Origin of the sequence: Paenibacillus terrae (assembly GCF_000943545.1) — a bacterium.
Taxonomy (GTDB): Bacteria; Bacillota; Bacilli; order Paenibacillales; family Paenibacillaceae; genus Paenibacillus; species Paenibacillus terrae_A.
Map to the genome: position 1 here is coordinate 1 of NZ_JTHP01000056.1, position 15,229 is coordinate 15,229.

General features: G+C 50.0%; 12 protein-coding genes. All 12 read right to left on the bottom strand.

The window, feature by feature from the left end:
- The coding region (locus QD47_RS22210) for a UDP-N-acetylglucosamine--N-acetylmuramyl-(pentapeptide) pyrophosphoryl-undecaprenol N-acetylglucosamine transferase (RefSeq protein ID WP_044648175.1) at positions 1–850 on the bottom strand (850 nt) is incomplete at its 3' end.
- A gap of 6 nt (positions 851–856) precedes the next feature.
- Positions 857–1,954 (bottom strand): stage V sporulation protein E, encoded by a 1,098-nt coding sequence (gene spoVE, locus QD47_RS22215; RefSeq protein ID WP_044648176.1) that lies wholly within the window; start codon positions 1,952–1,954, stop codon positions 857–859.
- A gap of 49 nt (positions 1,955–2,003) precedes the next feature.
- Complete coding sequence (murD, locus tag QD47_RS22220; protein WP_044648177.1) at positions 2,004–3,425, bottom strand: UDP-N-acetylmuramoyl-L-alanine--D-glutamate ligase; 1,422 nt, start codon at positions 3,423–3,425, stop codon at positions 2,004–2,006.
- A gap of 4 nt (positions 3,426–3,429) precedes the next feature.
- The gene (gene mraY, locus QD47_RS22225; RefSeq protein ID WP_014282442.1) at positions 3,430–4,398 is read right to left on the bottom strand and encodes a phospho-N-acetylmuramoyl-pentapeptide-transferase; all 969 of its coding nucleotides are present in this window, start codon (positions 4,396–4,398) and stop codon (positions 3,430–3,432) included.
- A 22-nt stretch (positions 4,399–4,420) separates the two neighbouring features.
- Entirely contained in the window at positions 4,421–5,824 is a 1,404-nt protein-coding gene (locus QD47_RS22230) for a UDP-N-acetylmuramoyl-tripeptide--D-alanyl-D-alanine ligase (protein ID WP_044648178.1), read from the bottom strand.
- Positions 5,824–7,311 (bottom strand): UDP-N-acetylmuramoyl-L-alanyl-D-glutamate--2,6-diaminopimelate ligase, encoded by a 1,488-nt coding sequence (locus tag QD47_RS22235; RefSeq protein WP_044648179.1) that lies wholly within the window; start codon positions 7,309–7,311, stop codon positions 5,824–5,826. Before QD47_RS22235 ends, QD47_RS22230 begins: the two co-directional genes overlap by 1 nt.
- A gap of 56 nt (positions 7,312–7,367) precedes the next feature.
- Positions 7,368–9,284: a stage V sporulation protein D gene (locus QD47_RS22240; RefSeq protein WP_044648180.1), complete on the bottom strand. Its 1,917-nt coding sequence runs from the start codon at positions 9,282–9,284 to the stop codon at positions 7,368–7,370.
- Between the two features lie 83 nt (positions 9,285–9,367).
- A complete protein-coding gene (locus tag QD47_RS22245; RefSeq protein ID WP_044648181.1) occupies positions 9,368–11,719 on the bottom strand; it encodes a penicillin-binding transpeptidase domain-containing protein in 2,352 nt (783 codons plus the stop codon).
- Between the two features lie 64 nt (positions 11,720–11,783).
- On the bottom strand, positions 11,784–12,164 hold the full coding sequence (locus QD47_RS22250; protein ID WP_044648182.1) for a type VI secretion system membrane subunit TssM: 381 nt from the start codon (positions 12,162–12,164) through the stop codon (positions 11,784–11,786).
- Between the two features lie 24 nt (positions 12,165–12,188).
- Positions 12,189–13,139, bottom strand: a complete 951-nt coding sequence (rsmH, locus tag QD47_RS22255; RefSeq protein WP_044648183.1) for a 16S rRNA (cytosine(1402)-N(4))-methyltransferase RsmH — start codon at positions 13,137–13,139, stop codon at positions 12,189–12,191.
- A gap of 17 nt (positions 13,140–13,156) precedes the next feature.
- On the bottom strand, positions 13,157–13,594 hold the full coding sequence (mraZ, locus tag QD47_RS22260; RefSeq protein WP_044648184.1) for a division/cell wall cluster transcriptional repressor MraZ: 438 nt from the start codon (positions 13,592–13,594) through the stop codon (positions 13,157–13,159).
- Positions 13,595–13,926: 332 nt separating this feature from the next.
- Positions 13,927–15,192, bottom strand: coding sequence for an adenosylhomocysteinase (locus QD47_RS22265; RefSeq protein WP_014282449.1), 1,266 nt, complete (start codon positions 15,190–15,192; stop codon positions 13,927–13,929).
- Positions 15,193–15,229: the final 37 nt, after the last annotated feature.

The window sequence follows — 15,229 nt, forward strand, 5'->3', positions numbered from 1 at the left end:
TACCCAATGATGTGATTTCAGCCAAAAAGGATGCGCCGGCGCGATTAACGATTAAAGAGGTACAAGCCAGCACCTCCGGCATATTGTGAATATAGGGAAGCACATGCAGATGATTGGGCAATGATCCGATCTGATTCCGTATGCTGTCCAATGTCTGCTCATAGTAAGATTCACCAGTCACATATACAAAATGGACGTCTTTCAGTTGGGAAAGTTGCGGAGCCATTGCAATCATGGCATCATTAATGGCCTTTGCTCCCCTGCTGCCACCGACCACAAGCACGACCGAGCTGTTCATTGGAACCCCGATGGTAGCAAAGCCCCGGTCCCGGTTAGCCTGACGAACTGTTGTAGCGCGTGGATTCCCGGTGTACAGTACATTTTTGGCTTTGGGGAAAGCTCCTTCCGAGCCCTCAAAGCTGACGGCCACCGTATCCACGTAACGGCTCAGAAACGCATTGGTCAATCCCGGGATTGCATTTTGCTCATGAATAATACTGGGTATCCCCAACTTGGAAGCAGCATAGACGACAGGGCCGCATACATAACCCCCGGTGCCAATGACGATATCTGGCTTGAATTTTTTCAATAATGCTTTGGATCTGCGAACCCCTTTGAAGAAACGCATGATCGTTTTTATATTTTCCACAGACAAGCTGCGACGAAATCCTGTAATATCAATAGCCTCAAACGGAATTTTTTCCTGAGGAACCAGTTTGCTTTCCAGTCCCCGCTGACCGCCAATGTATAAAAATTCAGCGTCCGGATCAATCTCTTCGCACTGTCTGGCTACGGCCAACGCCGGATAAATGTGCCCTCCGGTACCGCCGCCGCTCAACACGACGCGCATAAACGTTCACCTCGCATAACGTGATAAATTTAGTAAAATGCCCAGCGCTGTCAGCATCAACGTCAGAGAAGAGCCTCCGTAGCTGATTAAGGGCAGTGTTATTCCTGTCACCGGCATTAAGCCGATTACGACACCTATGTTAATGACCACCTGTACGGCAACCATTCCCACAATGCCTACAGCAAGTAAACTGCCGTAAGTATCCGGGATGGTAATAGCGATGCGCATTCCTCTCCACACGAGAACCAGAAAGAGCGCCAGCACCGTCATTCCACCGATAAAGCCAAGCTCCTCCGCCAAAATCGAAAAAATAAAGTCCGTCTGCGGCTCGGGAACATAGCTGTATTTCTGGCGGCTCATGCCAAACCCCAAGCCTGCCAGCCCACCAGGTCCAATGGCATACAGCGATTGAATAATTTGATAGCCTGCGCCAAGCGGATCGGACCATGGGTCCAAAAACGCAGTGATCCGCTGGAGCCGATAAGGGGCTGCCGCAATCAGGGCCGCAAATCCCGCCGCTCCCGTTAATGCCAGCAAGCCCAGATGCTTCATGCGTGCGCCTGCCGTAAATACGATTAGCATGGACGCCCCCATCATCACCGTGCCTGTACCCAAATCGGGCTGGAGCATAATCAGGCCAAAGGCCAGTCCCATGAGTCCAAGCGGGGGCAACAGGCCGCGAGTAAAGGAATTAATATCATAATCCGGGCGGCTGAGCCAGCGGGCGAGAAAAAGTATCATGCCCAGCTTCATAAACTCGGATGGCTGAATGCCAAAAGAGCTGATACCGAGCCAGCTTCGTGCCCCGCCTCTTACTACACCAATGCCTGGAATGAGTACGGCAACCAGCAACGCGAGACAAATCAGCAGCACGACCTTGGCATACTTCTGCCAGATCCGATAGTCTGTTCGGGCAGTGAAGTACATGGCCACAAGACCTAACCCGGCGAACAGCAACTGCCGCTTTACAAAATAGTAGGAGTCCCCGTACTCGTGAAAAGCGAGGACGGCGCCCGCACTGTATACCATAACCATGCCGATGGCTAACAAGCTCAAAATACAGACGAAAAGCCATATATCCGGCGCCGGACGAGATTGCTTCATCAGGAGGCCACCCCTTGCATAAAAGTAGGGGCTTATCCAACCCCCCTACTTACAATTTATGCGCCGCCTCTTTAAAAATACGTCCACGCTCTTCATAGGACCGGAACATATCCCAGCTTGCACACGCGGGTGAGAGCAATACAACATCTCCCAGCTCAGCAAGTTTAGCTGCCTTGTTCACAGCCTCCACGAGCGTAGCGGCGGCGTCCTCCCCATTATCGACGACCTCCACACGCTCTATTCCGGCCTGGCGTGCCCGGTCTGCAAGCTTATGCCGAGTCTCGCCCAGCAGCACAACAGCCTTTACGCCCTCCTGCAAGGACGGTACGAGCTCGGCATAATCCGAACCACGATCCAGTCCTCCAGCTATTAGTACAATAGGTTGTTTGAAGGAAGACAACGCCATCATCGTCGCTTTGGAATTGGTGGCTTTGGAATTGTTGTAATAAGCCGCTCCGGCATGTTCTCCAACATATTCGAGCCGATGTTCCACTCCACGAAAAGCGCTTAGCGGTTCAGCCAATCCAGACGGTTCCGCTCCTGCGGCAATAGCAATTGCGCAAGCGGCGAGGGCATTTTCCACATTAAAGCGGCCCGGAAGGCCAATTTCGGCCACGCCTATAATTGGATGCACCACACCACTGGCATCGCGATATACGATGCTGCGTTCAATGTCATCCGTCAAATCCGGTATGTATGGCGGGTCAGCGAACAACCCTTCCTGCAAACGTTCTGTCATCGAGAACGGAAGCAGTTTCGCTTTGATATAGGGCACAAGCTCCCGGCAAACAGGATCATCCCAGTTCAATACCGCAGTATCAGCCGCCGTTTGATTGGCGAACAGACGTGCCTTGGACGCAACATAGTCCTTCATGTCACCATGATAGTCCAGATGGGTTTCAGCCACGTTCAGCAAGCAGGCTACAGCAGGTTTGAAATCCTTTGTTCCTTTTAACTGAAAACTGCTCAGCTCCACCACCATCCACTCGTCCGACCTGGCATCCACAGCGGCCTCACATAATGGAGTGCCGATATTACCAGCCACGATCGGCTTCATGCCGGATGCCTCTAACAGCTTACCTACCCAAGTGGTTGTGGTCGTTTTCCCATTCGAGCCAGTAATCCCGATCATCGGCGCTTTGCATAGATGATAGGCGACCTCGACCTCGGTCACGACCTCAATGCCCAGTTCGACAGCTTTCTGCACTGGCGGGGCCGTATAAGGAATACCCGGATTTTTGACAACCAGCTTCACTCCCGGATGAATTAGCCCTTCCGGGTGACTGCCGCATAAAACGGAAATTCCCAAAGCCTCTAATTCAGAAGCTTCGGGACATTGTTCCCTGTCTTTTTTATCATTGACTGTCAGCTTGGCCCCGGCCTGATGCAGTACCTTGGCGACTTGCACGCCACTTTTGGCCAGGCCTATAATGACGACCTCTTGATCTCGGTATGTGTCTGGATGGTTCATTTGTCTACAACCCCTTGTTGAGATAAAGTCCGAGTCCCGCCAGCAGCAGTCCTACAGCCCAGAATGTAATAACAACGCGCCATTCGGACCAGCCGGACAGCTCGAAGTGATGATGAATCGGGCTCATTTTGAAAATGCGTTTGCCACGTGTTTTAAAGGAAGCTACTTGCAAAACTACGGACAGCATTTCAATTACAAATACACCACCAATAATAATGAACAAAATTTCGCTTTTGGTGACGATAGCGATGGCACCTATAGCGCCTCCGATTCCCAGCGAGCCTGTATCGCCCATAAATACCTTGGCGGGATGCGCGTTATATACAAGAAAGCCAAGTACAGCACCAATCATGGCCGCTGAGCAAACCGCAGCCGGAAGCGAGGTTGCTTGAATCGCTACGATGGCATAAGCACCGAAGGCAATCGCACTGGTACCGGACAGCAGCCCGTCCAGCCCATCTGTGAAGTTGACGGCGTTGCTAATCGCCAGCATCATAATGACGATGAACGGATAATAGAACCAGCCGCTCCAATCAAACGACCAGGAAGTTCCTGGTATGCCGATGGCAGTGCTGTGATCATTGCTAATCAGAAGCCAGCACATGATCCCGCTGAACAGCAATTGCCCGAATAGCTTTTGACGGGCAGTCAGTCCGAGCGAACGCTTGAAAACAATTTTGATATAGTCGTCCAGGAAGCCGATCAGCCCAAAACCAAGTGTAGCGACCAGCAGGACGTAAAAGTCCGTATTTTTTATCGCCGAAAACTTAAGAAAGGTCAGCGTAAAAGCCACCAGAATAACGATTCCGCCCATAGTAGGCGTACCCGTCTTTTTGAGATGGCTTTGTGGCCCGTCATCCCGGACCTGCTGGCCGAATTTCATTCGCCGCAGCAGCGGAATGAGTATTGGAGCGGCAATGACCGCCAGTATAAACGATACGACGATCGTCAGCAGTAATAATTGAATATCCATGGGAGTCTCCCTCTCGTCAACATCATTTCTGTAGCGGACCCTTTTTCAGCGCATCCACAATTTCTTCCAGTCGCATCCCTCGGGATGCCTTTACCAGCACGATATCATCGGCACGGAGGTAAGCTTGCAGGTCTTGGATCAGCTTTTGCTTATCTTCATAAGCATGTACGTCATCAGACGGCATGGACGCTTGCGCCCCATGCGCAATGGACGTGCCCAACACACCGTAGGTGAACAGCACGTCTACGTCATGTTTCGCTGCAAAAAGCCCAACTTCCTCGTGGAATTGCTTTTCCTCGGGACCCAGCTCTAGCATATCACCCAGCACGGCGATTTTACGTCCCTTCGTTTCGTAACCGTATAACGTCTGAATTGCAGCTTTCATTGAAGCCGGACTGGCGTTATAAGCATCGTTCAGCACGGTAAGCCCATTGGTGCAGCTCACGACCTCAATGCGCATGCCTGTCAATTTCAAAGCCGACAGCCCTTGGCGCACATGGTCTGCATCCACCCCAAAATGACGCGCTACCGCCAGTGCTGCCAAACCGTTCACAACATTGTGCTGCCCAAGCAACGGAAGCCGGAAAGCATCCTTGCCGGATTGGGCCGTCGTGAACAAACTGCCTTCTCCATCCGTAGTTATTCCAGTTGGATAATCATCGTTATCCGCAGACATACCGAACGTGAACAGCTTCAAACCGTCAGGCTTAACCGTTTCGGGCTCCGCGAGCACTTGCGGCAATAGTGGTTCATCTCCATTGTAAATCAGCAAGCCACCGGGTTTGAGACCACTGACGATTTCCAGCTTTGCACGTGCAATTTCTGCACGGGAACCGAGCTGGAGCAAATGCGATTCGCCAATGTTCGTAATGACCGCTACATCAGGCTGGGCAATATCCGTCAGCAGGCGGATTTCCCCGCGTCCACTCATTCCCATCTCCAAAATCAGGATGTCCGCATCCTGCGGCATGGACAGCACGGTTAGAGGCAAACCGATGTGGTTGTTATAATTCCCTTCGGTTTTGTGTACTTTAAAGGTCGTACCCAGCAACGCGTTGACGATGTCTTTTGTCGTCGTTTTGCCATTGCTTCCGGTAATCCCTACGACAGAGACACCCGTTTCCTGCAAATATGCGGCCGCAAGACACTGGAGGGCCACCAAGGTATCCTCTACTTCAATCGCATTCCCTTCCGGAGGTGCACCGTGATCCTTTTGCCATAAAAAAGCAGCTGCGCCTTCTCCGCTCACAATCTGCTGCACATAATCATGTCCGTCAAACCGTTCACCCGTGAGTGGAACGAACAGCCCCTGGGACTGCGGCTTGCGTGAATCTGTAAAAACGCCCTCAACCATTCGTTCGGCGTCCGCCTCTATGTGAAGCGTTCCCCCGCTCATGGAGGCGATTTGACCGATTGTTCTTTTCATCACTTGGATAAACCCCTTATCGCTTCTTTGGCTACGATGCGGTCATCGAATTCATGCACCGTTTTTCCGATCAACTGGTAGGTCTCATGACCTTTTCCCGCAATCAATACTACATCGTCAGGGCTTGCCATTTCAACAGCTTTATGAATAGCAGCTCTACGATCTGTAATTAGCTCGTAACGTTCTGCGGGTATACCTTCATCAATCAGCCCTTGCTCAATGTCTTTCAAAATAGCTTCCGGGTCCTCTGTTCGCGGATTATCCGAGGTAATAAAAGCATGATCGCTGTATTGAGCAGCAATTTTTCCCATCAAAGGGCGTTTCGTACGATCCCGGTCCCCGCCGCACCCGAATACACACCATACTTTGCCAACTGCAAACTCCTTAACGGTGCGAAGCACATTTTCCAGTCCATCCGGTGTATGGGCATAGTCCACGATAACCGCAAATGGCTGACCTGCGTCTACAGGCTCTACCCGCCCATCTACGCCTGCTATGGACTCCAGACTGTACTTGATATCAGCCAGAGCCACTCCTTCCAGCAAAGCGGCCGTGATGGCTGCCAATGCGTTATACACATTGAACTTGCCCACCATTCGCAGCACAATATCGGTATCTCCTTTAAAAGTAGAGACATGGAAGGATGTTCCCTTGGCACCTACAGCGATATGGGATGCCTGCACATCCGACTTCTTTTCCACGCCGTATGTAATCACTTGGGCCGCAGTTATGGCCTGAAAATAGGATGAGGCCGGGTCATCCGCATTCAGAACAGCATATTTACTGTCCGACGCATCCCGCGAGAAGGTATTCCCCAGTCGGGAAAATAACAGCCCTTTGGCCGCACGGTACTCCTCCATCGTGTTATGGTAGTCCAGATGATCCTGCGTCAGGTTCGTAAAAATAGCGGTGCGAAAATCAGTTCCTTTCACCCGCCCTTGCTCCAGCGCATGTGAGGATACCTCCATCGCACAACATTGGACACCTTGCTCCGCCATATTACCAAGATAGCGTTGCAGCTCTACAGACTCAGGCGTGGTACCGGACATAGGGTAGGACCGACCACCGTAACGCATTTGAATAGTGCCAATCAGTCCAGTGTTCACTCCGGCATCGTTCAAGATTTTCTCAATTAGATAAGTTATGGTTGTTTTGCCATTCGTTCCGGTTACGCCGATCATGCGCATGCGGCGGCTCGGTGAATCAAACATATAATCCGCCAAAACCGCCATTGCGTACCTGGCATCCTTGACTATGAGTTGTGGCACAGGTACATTCAATTCCCGTTCCACAACCAAAGCTGCCGCCCCGGACGCGACTGCCTGCTGCGCATAATCGTGTCCGTCAACCGTAAAGCCGGGCAGACACAGAAATAAATCTCCCTGGTGTACCCGGCGTGAGTCCGCCCCGATTCCTCGGCAGTCCACTGTACCGTCCCCCACAATGCGGGAGGCAGCCAGCAGTGAAGCCAATTGTTGAAGCTGCATCTTTCATTCCTCCATTGCTCTCTCGTTAATCATAGTATGGGTATAAAAAGAACCTATCAATCCCCCATATATATACGGATTGTTGATCCCCGCTCCAGCCGGGAGCCTGGCTTTGGTGCCTGACTGACAACCGTCTTGCCTGACCCGGATTTTACGAGCATAAAGTTCATATTCATATCTTCGTATAAATCAGCCACAGTGGCACCTACCAAATCCGGCACCGTATCAATTCGATTTTCCCCGTACTTGTATTCCTTGGCAATCTGATTGGTACGAGGTGGTATTTTCAGAGCAAGCAGCGAATCCCGCAAAATATTTTGCACGATTGGCGCAGCGACTACCCCGCCGAATTGAATGCCCTTTGGGTTATCCACAGCGGTATAGACGACAATTTGCGGATCATCCGCCGGGGCAAAACCGATAAAGGATACAATATGCTCCGAGGATGAATAACGTCCGTTGATCACCTTTTGCGCTGTGCCTGTTTTGCCTCCCACCCGGTAACCCTCAATAAAAGCGGGACGGCCTGTGCCTTTCGCAACGACGCTCTCCAGCGCTTCCCTCACCTGTCGGGAGGTATCCTCTGAAATGACTCTGTGTACCAGTTCAGGCTCTACTTTTTCCAGCACCTTGCCTGTCTCTGGTTGAATCCAGCCTTTTGTAATGTGAGGTTTATACAGATTGCCACCATTGATCGCAGCCGACACAGCCGTCACCTGTTGAATCGGAGTGACAGATACCCCCTGACCAAAGGCAGTTGTCGCCAGCTCTACCGGTCCTACCTGGGGTAACTTAAATAAAATACCATTCCCCTCACCAATCATGTCAATGCCCGTTTTACTGCCGAACCCAAAATTGCGAATATACTTGAACAGCGATTCCTTACCTAGACGCTGACCCAGTGTCACAAAGCCTGGATTACAGGAGTTTTCCACGACTTGAAGGAAGGTCTGGCTGCCGTGGCCGCCTTTTTTCCAGCAGCGCAGGCGAGCCCCGCCAACTTCAATGTATCCCGGATCGAAAAAGTGATCGTTTTTGAGATTGACCTTCTTTTCTTCCAATGCAGCGGCCAAAGTAATAATTTTAAAAGTAGAGCCTGGTTCATATGTCATCCAAATCGGCAGATTTCGATTGTAAATTTCAGGTGCATATTGTTTGTATAGCGCAGGCTCATAGCCTGGTCGCCCGGCCATGCCTAATATTTCCCCATTCTTGGGGTTCATTGCGATGGCCAACGCGGAATTAGCCTGGAATTTGACCATAGCCTGGTCAAGCTCCCGTTCCATGATAGACTGTACAGACTTATCAATGGTCAGTTGCAAGTTCAGGCCATCCTTTGGTTCAACGTACTTCTCAGAAGAACCGGGCATTAGGCGACCGCCTGCATCGGATAGATACGCAATGCTTCCGTCAATACCGCGAAGCTTGCTGTTATTCTTTTTCTCTACCCCCGTCAACCCCTGATTATCAATTCCCGTAAACCCGAGAATATGAGCTGCCAAATCGCCATAAGGATAATAACGTTTGTTGTCTTCAGCAACAACGATACCCGGCAGCTTCAAATCACGAATTTGCTGCGCTTTCTCCATCGTAATTTTTCGTCCGCCGGGCTGAAGTTTTTGGCTTGCTGTTCGTTTGGTAATCAGCTTGAGCACTTTATCCTCGCTCATGTCAAGCAAGGGCGCCAGCCTGCGCGCCGTTTCTTCCGGCTCCTTGATCTGCACCGGTATCGCCATGACTGTCGGCGAAGTGACATTATAGGTCAGCGCCGTACCTTGCCGATCCAAAATTTCGCCGCGTTTGGCGGCAAAAGGTATATTCCGGCGCCACAATTCCTCGGCCTTGGCCGAGAGTTCGACCCCTTTACCCAATTGAACATAGGCGAGCCGGACCGACAAGGCTGCAAACAGTACAAACAATCCCAGCAGCCCCCATACCAGCCTGCGCCGCATGGTCACGTTAGATTTCTTCAAACGCGCTCCCCTCCGTTCCTCCAAATACTCATGACATGTCTTACCTCATGAATATTCAAAAAAACGGACGTTAGAACAAGCTATCAGTTATCCTCACCTTTAATTGCAGCCGCACTTTTTTCATCGGCTACAGCAGAGCTCCCAACCTTGGAAGTCTCCCTGCTTGAGCTTGGACTCGCAGTGGTATCGGTTTTTGAATCGGTACTCGTTTTCGCTGTACTGCCTTTTTGGTTAGATGCTACGCCGGTAGTTGAGTCCGGTGTTTCCTCCGGCTTTACTCCGGTCACGGTTTCTTTAGCCGGCTGGAGCGTCACATTGACGATCCGCTTGCCACTCACCATTTGTGCCTTTTGCGAGACAACATAACCTTCGCCGCTTACCTGAACGCCCACCTTCATGAGCGTCAACACTTGTAGCGTGTCACGCAACGAGACGCCTGTAAAATCGGGAATGGTCATGTTGGCACTATCTTCAGTCAGCAAATAAATGCGTTGTCCCGGCTTCATTTTGACGCCTGCCTCCGGATACTGGCGGACAATTTTGGAGCCTTTGCCGACCGTTTCATAGGCAATCCCCTGTTTGAGCAATGCGTTTTGCGCATCCTTCTTCACCTGACCGGTTAATTGTGGCACTGTCGGCAGATTCACCGTTTTCACAGCAGCACTGTCTGATTTACTCGCTTTGGCTCCTGTTTTGGGAACTCCCATATATTGCAGCGACTGGGATACGATTTTTTTGAACACAGGAGCTGCTGCCGTACCTCCACCTACCGATTTGTTAGGTTCATCCATAACAACCAGGACAGCTATTTTCGGATCATTCACGGGTGCAAAGCCGATAAAGGACACGACATCCTTCGAATGGTCATACACTTTGCCCACAACTTTCGTCGCTGTACCTGTTTTACCAGCAACACGATACCCATCAATATAAGCAAGACGCCCGGTTCCAATTTCTTGGTCAGACACGACCTGCTCCAGATAGCTGCTGGTCTGTACTGCCGATTCCTGCGAAATCACCTGGCGGACTTCCTTCGGTTGAATCGTCTGTACTTCCCCTGTATCCGGGTTCATAATTTCCTTCACCAGATGAGGTTGCATCAGCTTACCGCCGTTAGCAATGGCCGAGATAGCCGCTACCTGCTGGATTGGCGTTACCTGAACACGTCCGTGTCCATATGCAGCCGTTGCAACTTCGGATTTGTATTGGGTGTGGAACGTAATGGCTCCGCTAGACTCACTCGGAAGATCAATCCCTGTTTTCACACCAAATCCGAAGTTGTTAATATATTTCCTCAACCTTTCGCCGCCCAGCTTATCCAGCCCCAGATGGACGAAACCGACGTTACTTGAACGCTTGACCCCTTGAAGATAGGTTAACGTTCCCCAATTTCGACTCACGTCACGAATATCCCATCCCCCGACTCGGATCATACCAGACTGATAGGTTTCATTTGGATTGAACACCTTTTCCTGAACTGCGGCAGCCAAGGTTACAATCTTAAACGTGGAGCCTGGCTCATAGATGGACTGAGTTGCATTATTACGGAAATATTCCATTGAAGATGTGCTCCCGTATGTATTGGGATTGAAATTGGGGTAACTTGCCATACCGAGAACGTCCATCGTTTTGGGATCTGCGGCTACAACCGTCATCGTTTTAGGATTGTATGTTGCAATAGCTTCCTGCATAGCGCCCTCTATATAATACTGAATTGTGTCATCAATCGTCAGCTTTAAATTCTTACCATTTTGTGCCGGTTCATAGATGCTCTCCGATCCCTGAAGAGGAACTCCCTTTCGATCCCGCTGATAAAGAAGCTTTCCGGCCGTGCCCGAGAGCTCTTTATTATAATAGGCTTCCAACCCCATGCCTGCTGTACCATCTTTACGGTAATAGCCAAGAACATGAGAAGCCAGCTTATTTTCCGGATAATAGCGTTTGGATTCCTGAACCGTGTCCACAGCTCCAATCACTTCGTACTTATCCTTTAAATATTCTTTGAACGTATCCACCTGTGCTTTGAGCTCAGGATCTACCTTCCAACCTCCGTTACGGATCTCGCGGTTTATTAAATATTTACCGTCTTTGTCCTTGGCCGAGAGATGCTTTCTCAGTTCGTCCTCAGGTGTTTTTAGCAGCTGATGCAGTTTGGCTACGACCTCGTTTTCCAGATCATATTCCTGAATGATGCTCGGGTTGACCACTACCGTATAAGCAGGGGCATCTGCAGCCAGTACATTTCCCTTGCGATCCGTAATCGTTCCGCGCTTGGGCTGGATCACCTGGTCTCTTTCCACCTGCGTAACTACCTGATTATGCCAGTATTCCCCGCTCACGACCTGAATCCAAAATACCTTAAGTAGCAGAACAAGAAAAAAGAGGGTAATACATCCCCCTATCAGCAGTGTGCGAAGCTTTATTCTTTTGACCATAGCTCAAACCTCTCTGCGAAAAAATGTACGTCAGAGCATAGCTTGATGCTATGCTCCCAACAAACTATTTGGCAGCCTGCTTTTCCACACGAATGGGCTCTCTTGTCGGCTCGATATATCCCTGTTCCTTTGCTGTAGGTACAATCTGATTTTCCATCCGTTCTTTCTGAATTTTCAGTTGGGCGATATTGGTCTGTAATTTGGAAATGTCCTTGCTCGCTGTATTAATCGAATAATTGATTTGATAAATGTGCGCGTACCTGCCAATCAGCATACCAGCAATGACAATGCACGTTACAAGTGTCAAAAGATACAGCAGCTTTTCTCGAATCGGCAGCTCTCTGCGGCGTGTAACGACTTTGGTGGTTTCACGATACCGTTGTTGCTGAACCTGTTCCTGACGGGCTCTTTCTTTTACAGCCAAATTACCGCGTGTATAAGCCATGTCGCCTCTCCTTCTCCATTAAATTTACAATTTCTCGGCAACTCTCAGCTTGGCTGACCGGGACCGTGGATTAAGCTCCAATTCCTGCTCTGACGCCACAATCGGCTTACGATTCACCAGCTTCAGATCGCCTATCATTTTGTCCTCCAAAATAGGCAAATCAGATGGATAGATGCTTCTCGCCAAATACTCCTTGAAAATATGCTTGCATATCCGATCCTCCAGAGAATGGAACGTAATGACCGAAATTCTGCCCCCTGGAGCCAGGCATTTTACTGCCTGATGCAAAGTATCTTCCAGTGCACCCAACTCATCGTTTACAGCGATCCGCAAAGCCTGAAAGCTGCGTTTGGCTGGATGTCCCCCGGTTCTGCGTGCCGCAGCCGGAATTCCTTCTTTGATAATATCGACAAGTTCCCCTGTTGTGTGAATAGGCTTGTTCTTTCGACGTTCAACCATAATCTTCGCGATCCGGCGTGAAAACTTCTCTTCTCCGTAGTGAAACAAAATACGCGCAATCTCTGCTTCTGGCCATTCATTGACAATCTCGTAAGCCGTCAGCGAGCTACTCTGATCCATCCGCATATCAAGCGGCGCATCATGATTGTAGCTGAATCCCCGCTCCCCCTCATCGAACTGGGGCGAGGACACACCCAGATCGAACAAAATACCCTGGACCTGCGGGACGCCGTCTTTTTCGGGCAATCCCAGTTCGGCCAGCCTGTCCTGCAAGTGGCGAAAGTTGGATTTCACCAATGAAATCTTTCCTTCGTAGGCCGACAGCTTCTCGCGCGCATTGTTCAATGCCCAGTCATCCTGATCAAAGGCAATCAGCCTTCCCTCAGGGCCAAGCTGTGACGCAATGACAGAACTGTGTCCTGCCCCTCCCAACGTGCAGTCCACATAGATCCCGTCCTGCCTGATGTTTAGTGCCTGTGTTGCTTCTTCCTTGAGTACGGTAATGTGGTGAAACAAACGGCTGACCTCCTAAATTACAATTCAAAGTTGGAATCAACCAATTTCTCAGCAATGTCGTTAAATGCTTCTTCTGATTGGCTGAAATATTGCTCCCAAGTGTGCTTGTTCCAAATCTCTACCCGGGCGGACACTCCCAATACGACGCACTCTTTGGTAAGCTTGGCGTATTCGCACAAATTCCCCGGTAAATTTACCCTGCCCTGTTTGTCCAATTCGCATTCAGTCGCCCCCGAGAAAAAAAACCGGGTAAACGCCCGCGCATCGGCCTTCATCAAAGGCAGTGCTTTAAGTTTTTTCTCCATGACAGCCCACTCATCCATGGGATACACGAAGAGGCATTGGTCCAGCCCGCGGGTAACCACGAACGAGGCACCGAGAAGTTCACGAAACTTGGCCGGAACAGTAAGCCGTCCCTTCTCATCAATGCTATGTTGGAACTCCCCCATAAACATTGGTTTCGTCACCCCTTACCCCATTCTCCCACTTTGGCCCACTTTCCACCACCTAAGCATAATAGATTCGCTTTAAAAAATCAAAGACCTTCTTTACATTTCCAAAAAGTGATAAACGACAAATCCATACGGTGATGTCTGTTATTGTTGCCACGTATCATAACACGCCAAAAAGCCCCTTATTCCATGAAGACGAACTCCCGACAATATGCATCAGGCTTCGAAACAACATGAAAATAAAGGGCTTAGTCCATTCATCATCAACCTATACAGACACCTGTGTTACACGTTAAAACCTTTGAACCCGGGCATCGTGATCGGCAATGCTCAAGTTATGCATTCCAGCTATCCAGATAGACCTTTTGGTCCTCTGTTAAAGAATCAATCTTGATTCCCAGGCTATCCAGCTTGAAGCGGGCTACCTGCTCATCAATTTCATAAGGTACATTAATTACGGCTTTGCCCAGCTCATTATAACGATCGTTCACATATTTCAAGCCAAGCGCCTGAAGTGCAAACGTGGTATCCATGATTTCCGCAGGATGACCATCCGCCGCAGCCAAATTCACGAGGCGTCCTTCTGCCAGCAAATACATTTTACGTCCATCCTTGAAGCGGTACTCCTCAATGTTGCGACGCACCGTCCGAATGGATTCGGAACGTTTGGCAAGCTCAGGCTTACTAACCTCCACATCAAAATGCCCCGCATTGCACAGCACAGCCCCGTCCTTCATGACATCAAAGTGCTCTCCGGTAATTACAGCTTTGTTGCCAGTCACCGTAATGAAGAAGTCACCCAACTTGGCTGCTTCCACCATAGGCAACACATGGAAACCATCCATATGCGCTTCTACTGCCTTGATAGGATCAACTTCGGTTACGACCACGTTGGCTCCCAGCCCTTTCGCACGCATCGCAACCCCTTTACCACACCAGCCATAACCCACCACTACGACCGTGCTGCCTGCCACAACCAGATTGGTTGTGCGAATAATGCCGTCGAATGCTGACTGTCCAGTACCATAACGATTGTCGAACAAATATTTGCAGTAAGCATCATTAACGGCCACCATAGGGAAGTGGAGTTGACCCTCTTTTTCGAGCGCCTTCAAGCGAATAATCCCGGTAGTCGTTTCCTCCGCCCCACCACGGATGGTAGAAATCAGATCAGGGCGTTCGGATTGCAAGAGAGTAACCAGGTCGCCCCCGTCATCAATAATAAGGTCCGGCTTTGTTTCCAGCGCCTTAATTTGCAAGCTTTTAAACTCAGCAGGGTCCGGATTGTATTTAGCCAAAACCGTAACTCCATCTTCAACCAACGCTGCGCAAACATCATCTTGAGTGGACAACGGATTACTACCCGTAATTGTAACCTCAGCCCCGCCCGCTTGTACTACTTTAGCCAGGTAGGCCGTTTTGGCCTCCAGATGCAGACAGATGGTTACCTTCAGACCCTTAAAAGGCTGCTCCTGCTCGAACTGTTGACGTATACGGTTCAATACCGGCATATGGGCTTCCACCCAATCAATTTTCAGATGACCCTCAGGCGCCAGTTTAAGATCGTGAACGATGCTGTTTTGCAAAGAATGGGAAGTCATATTTGTTCCTCCTTCATATTGGTTGTAGCTGTTAACA

Bases quoted from the DNA above. Each gene is read 5' to 3' on its own strand.
- QD47_RS22265 (WP_014282449.1), bottom strand. From the start codon at position 15,192: ATGACTTCCCATTCTTTGCAAAACAGCATCGTTCACGATCTTAAACTG.
- QD47_RS22230 (WP_044648178.1), bottom strand. From the start codon at position 5,824: ATGAAAAGAACAATCGGTCAAATCGCCTCCATGAGCGGGGGAACGCTT.
- QD47_RS22235 (WP_044648179.1), bottom strand. From the start codon at position 7,311: ATGCAGCTTCAACAATTGGCTTCACTGCTGGCTGCCTCCCGCATTGTG.
- murD (WP_044648177.1), bottom strand. From the start codon at position 3,425: ATGAACCATCCAGACACATACCGAGATCAAGAGGTCGTCATTATAGGC.
- QD47_RS22250 (WP_044648182.1), bottom strand. From the start codon at position 12,164: ATGGCTTATACACGCGGTAATTTGGCTGTAAAAGAAAGAGCCCGTCAG.
- QD47_RS22245 (WP_044648181.1), bottom strand. From the start codon at position 11,719: ATGGTCAAAAGAATAAAGCTTCGCACACTGCTGATAGGGGGATGTATT.
- mraZ (WP_044648184.1), bottom strand. From the start codon at position 13,594: ATGTTTATGGGGGAGTTCCAACATAGCATTGATGAGAAGGGACGGCTT.
- mraY (WP_014282442.1), bottom strand. From the start codon at position 4,398: ATGGATATTCAATTATTACTGCTGACGATCGTCGTATCGTTTATACTG.
- spoVE (WP_044648176.1), bottom strand. From the start codon at position 1,954: ATGAAGCAATCTCGTCCGGCGCCGGATATATGGCTTTTCGTCTGTATT.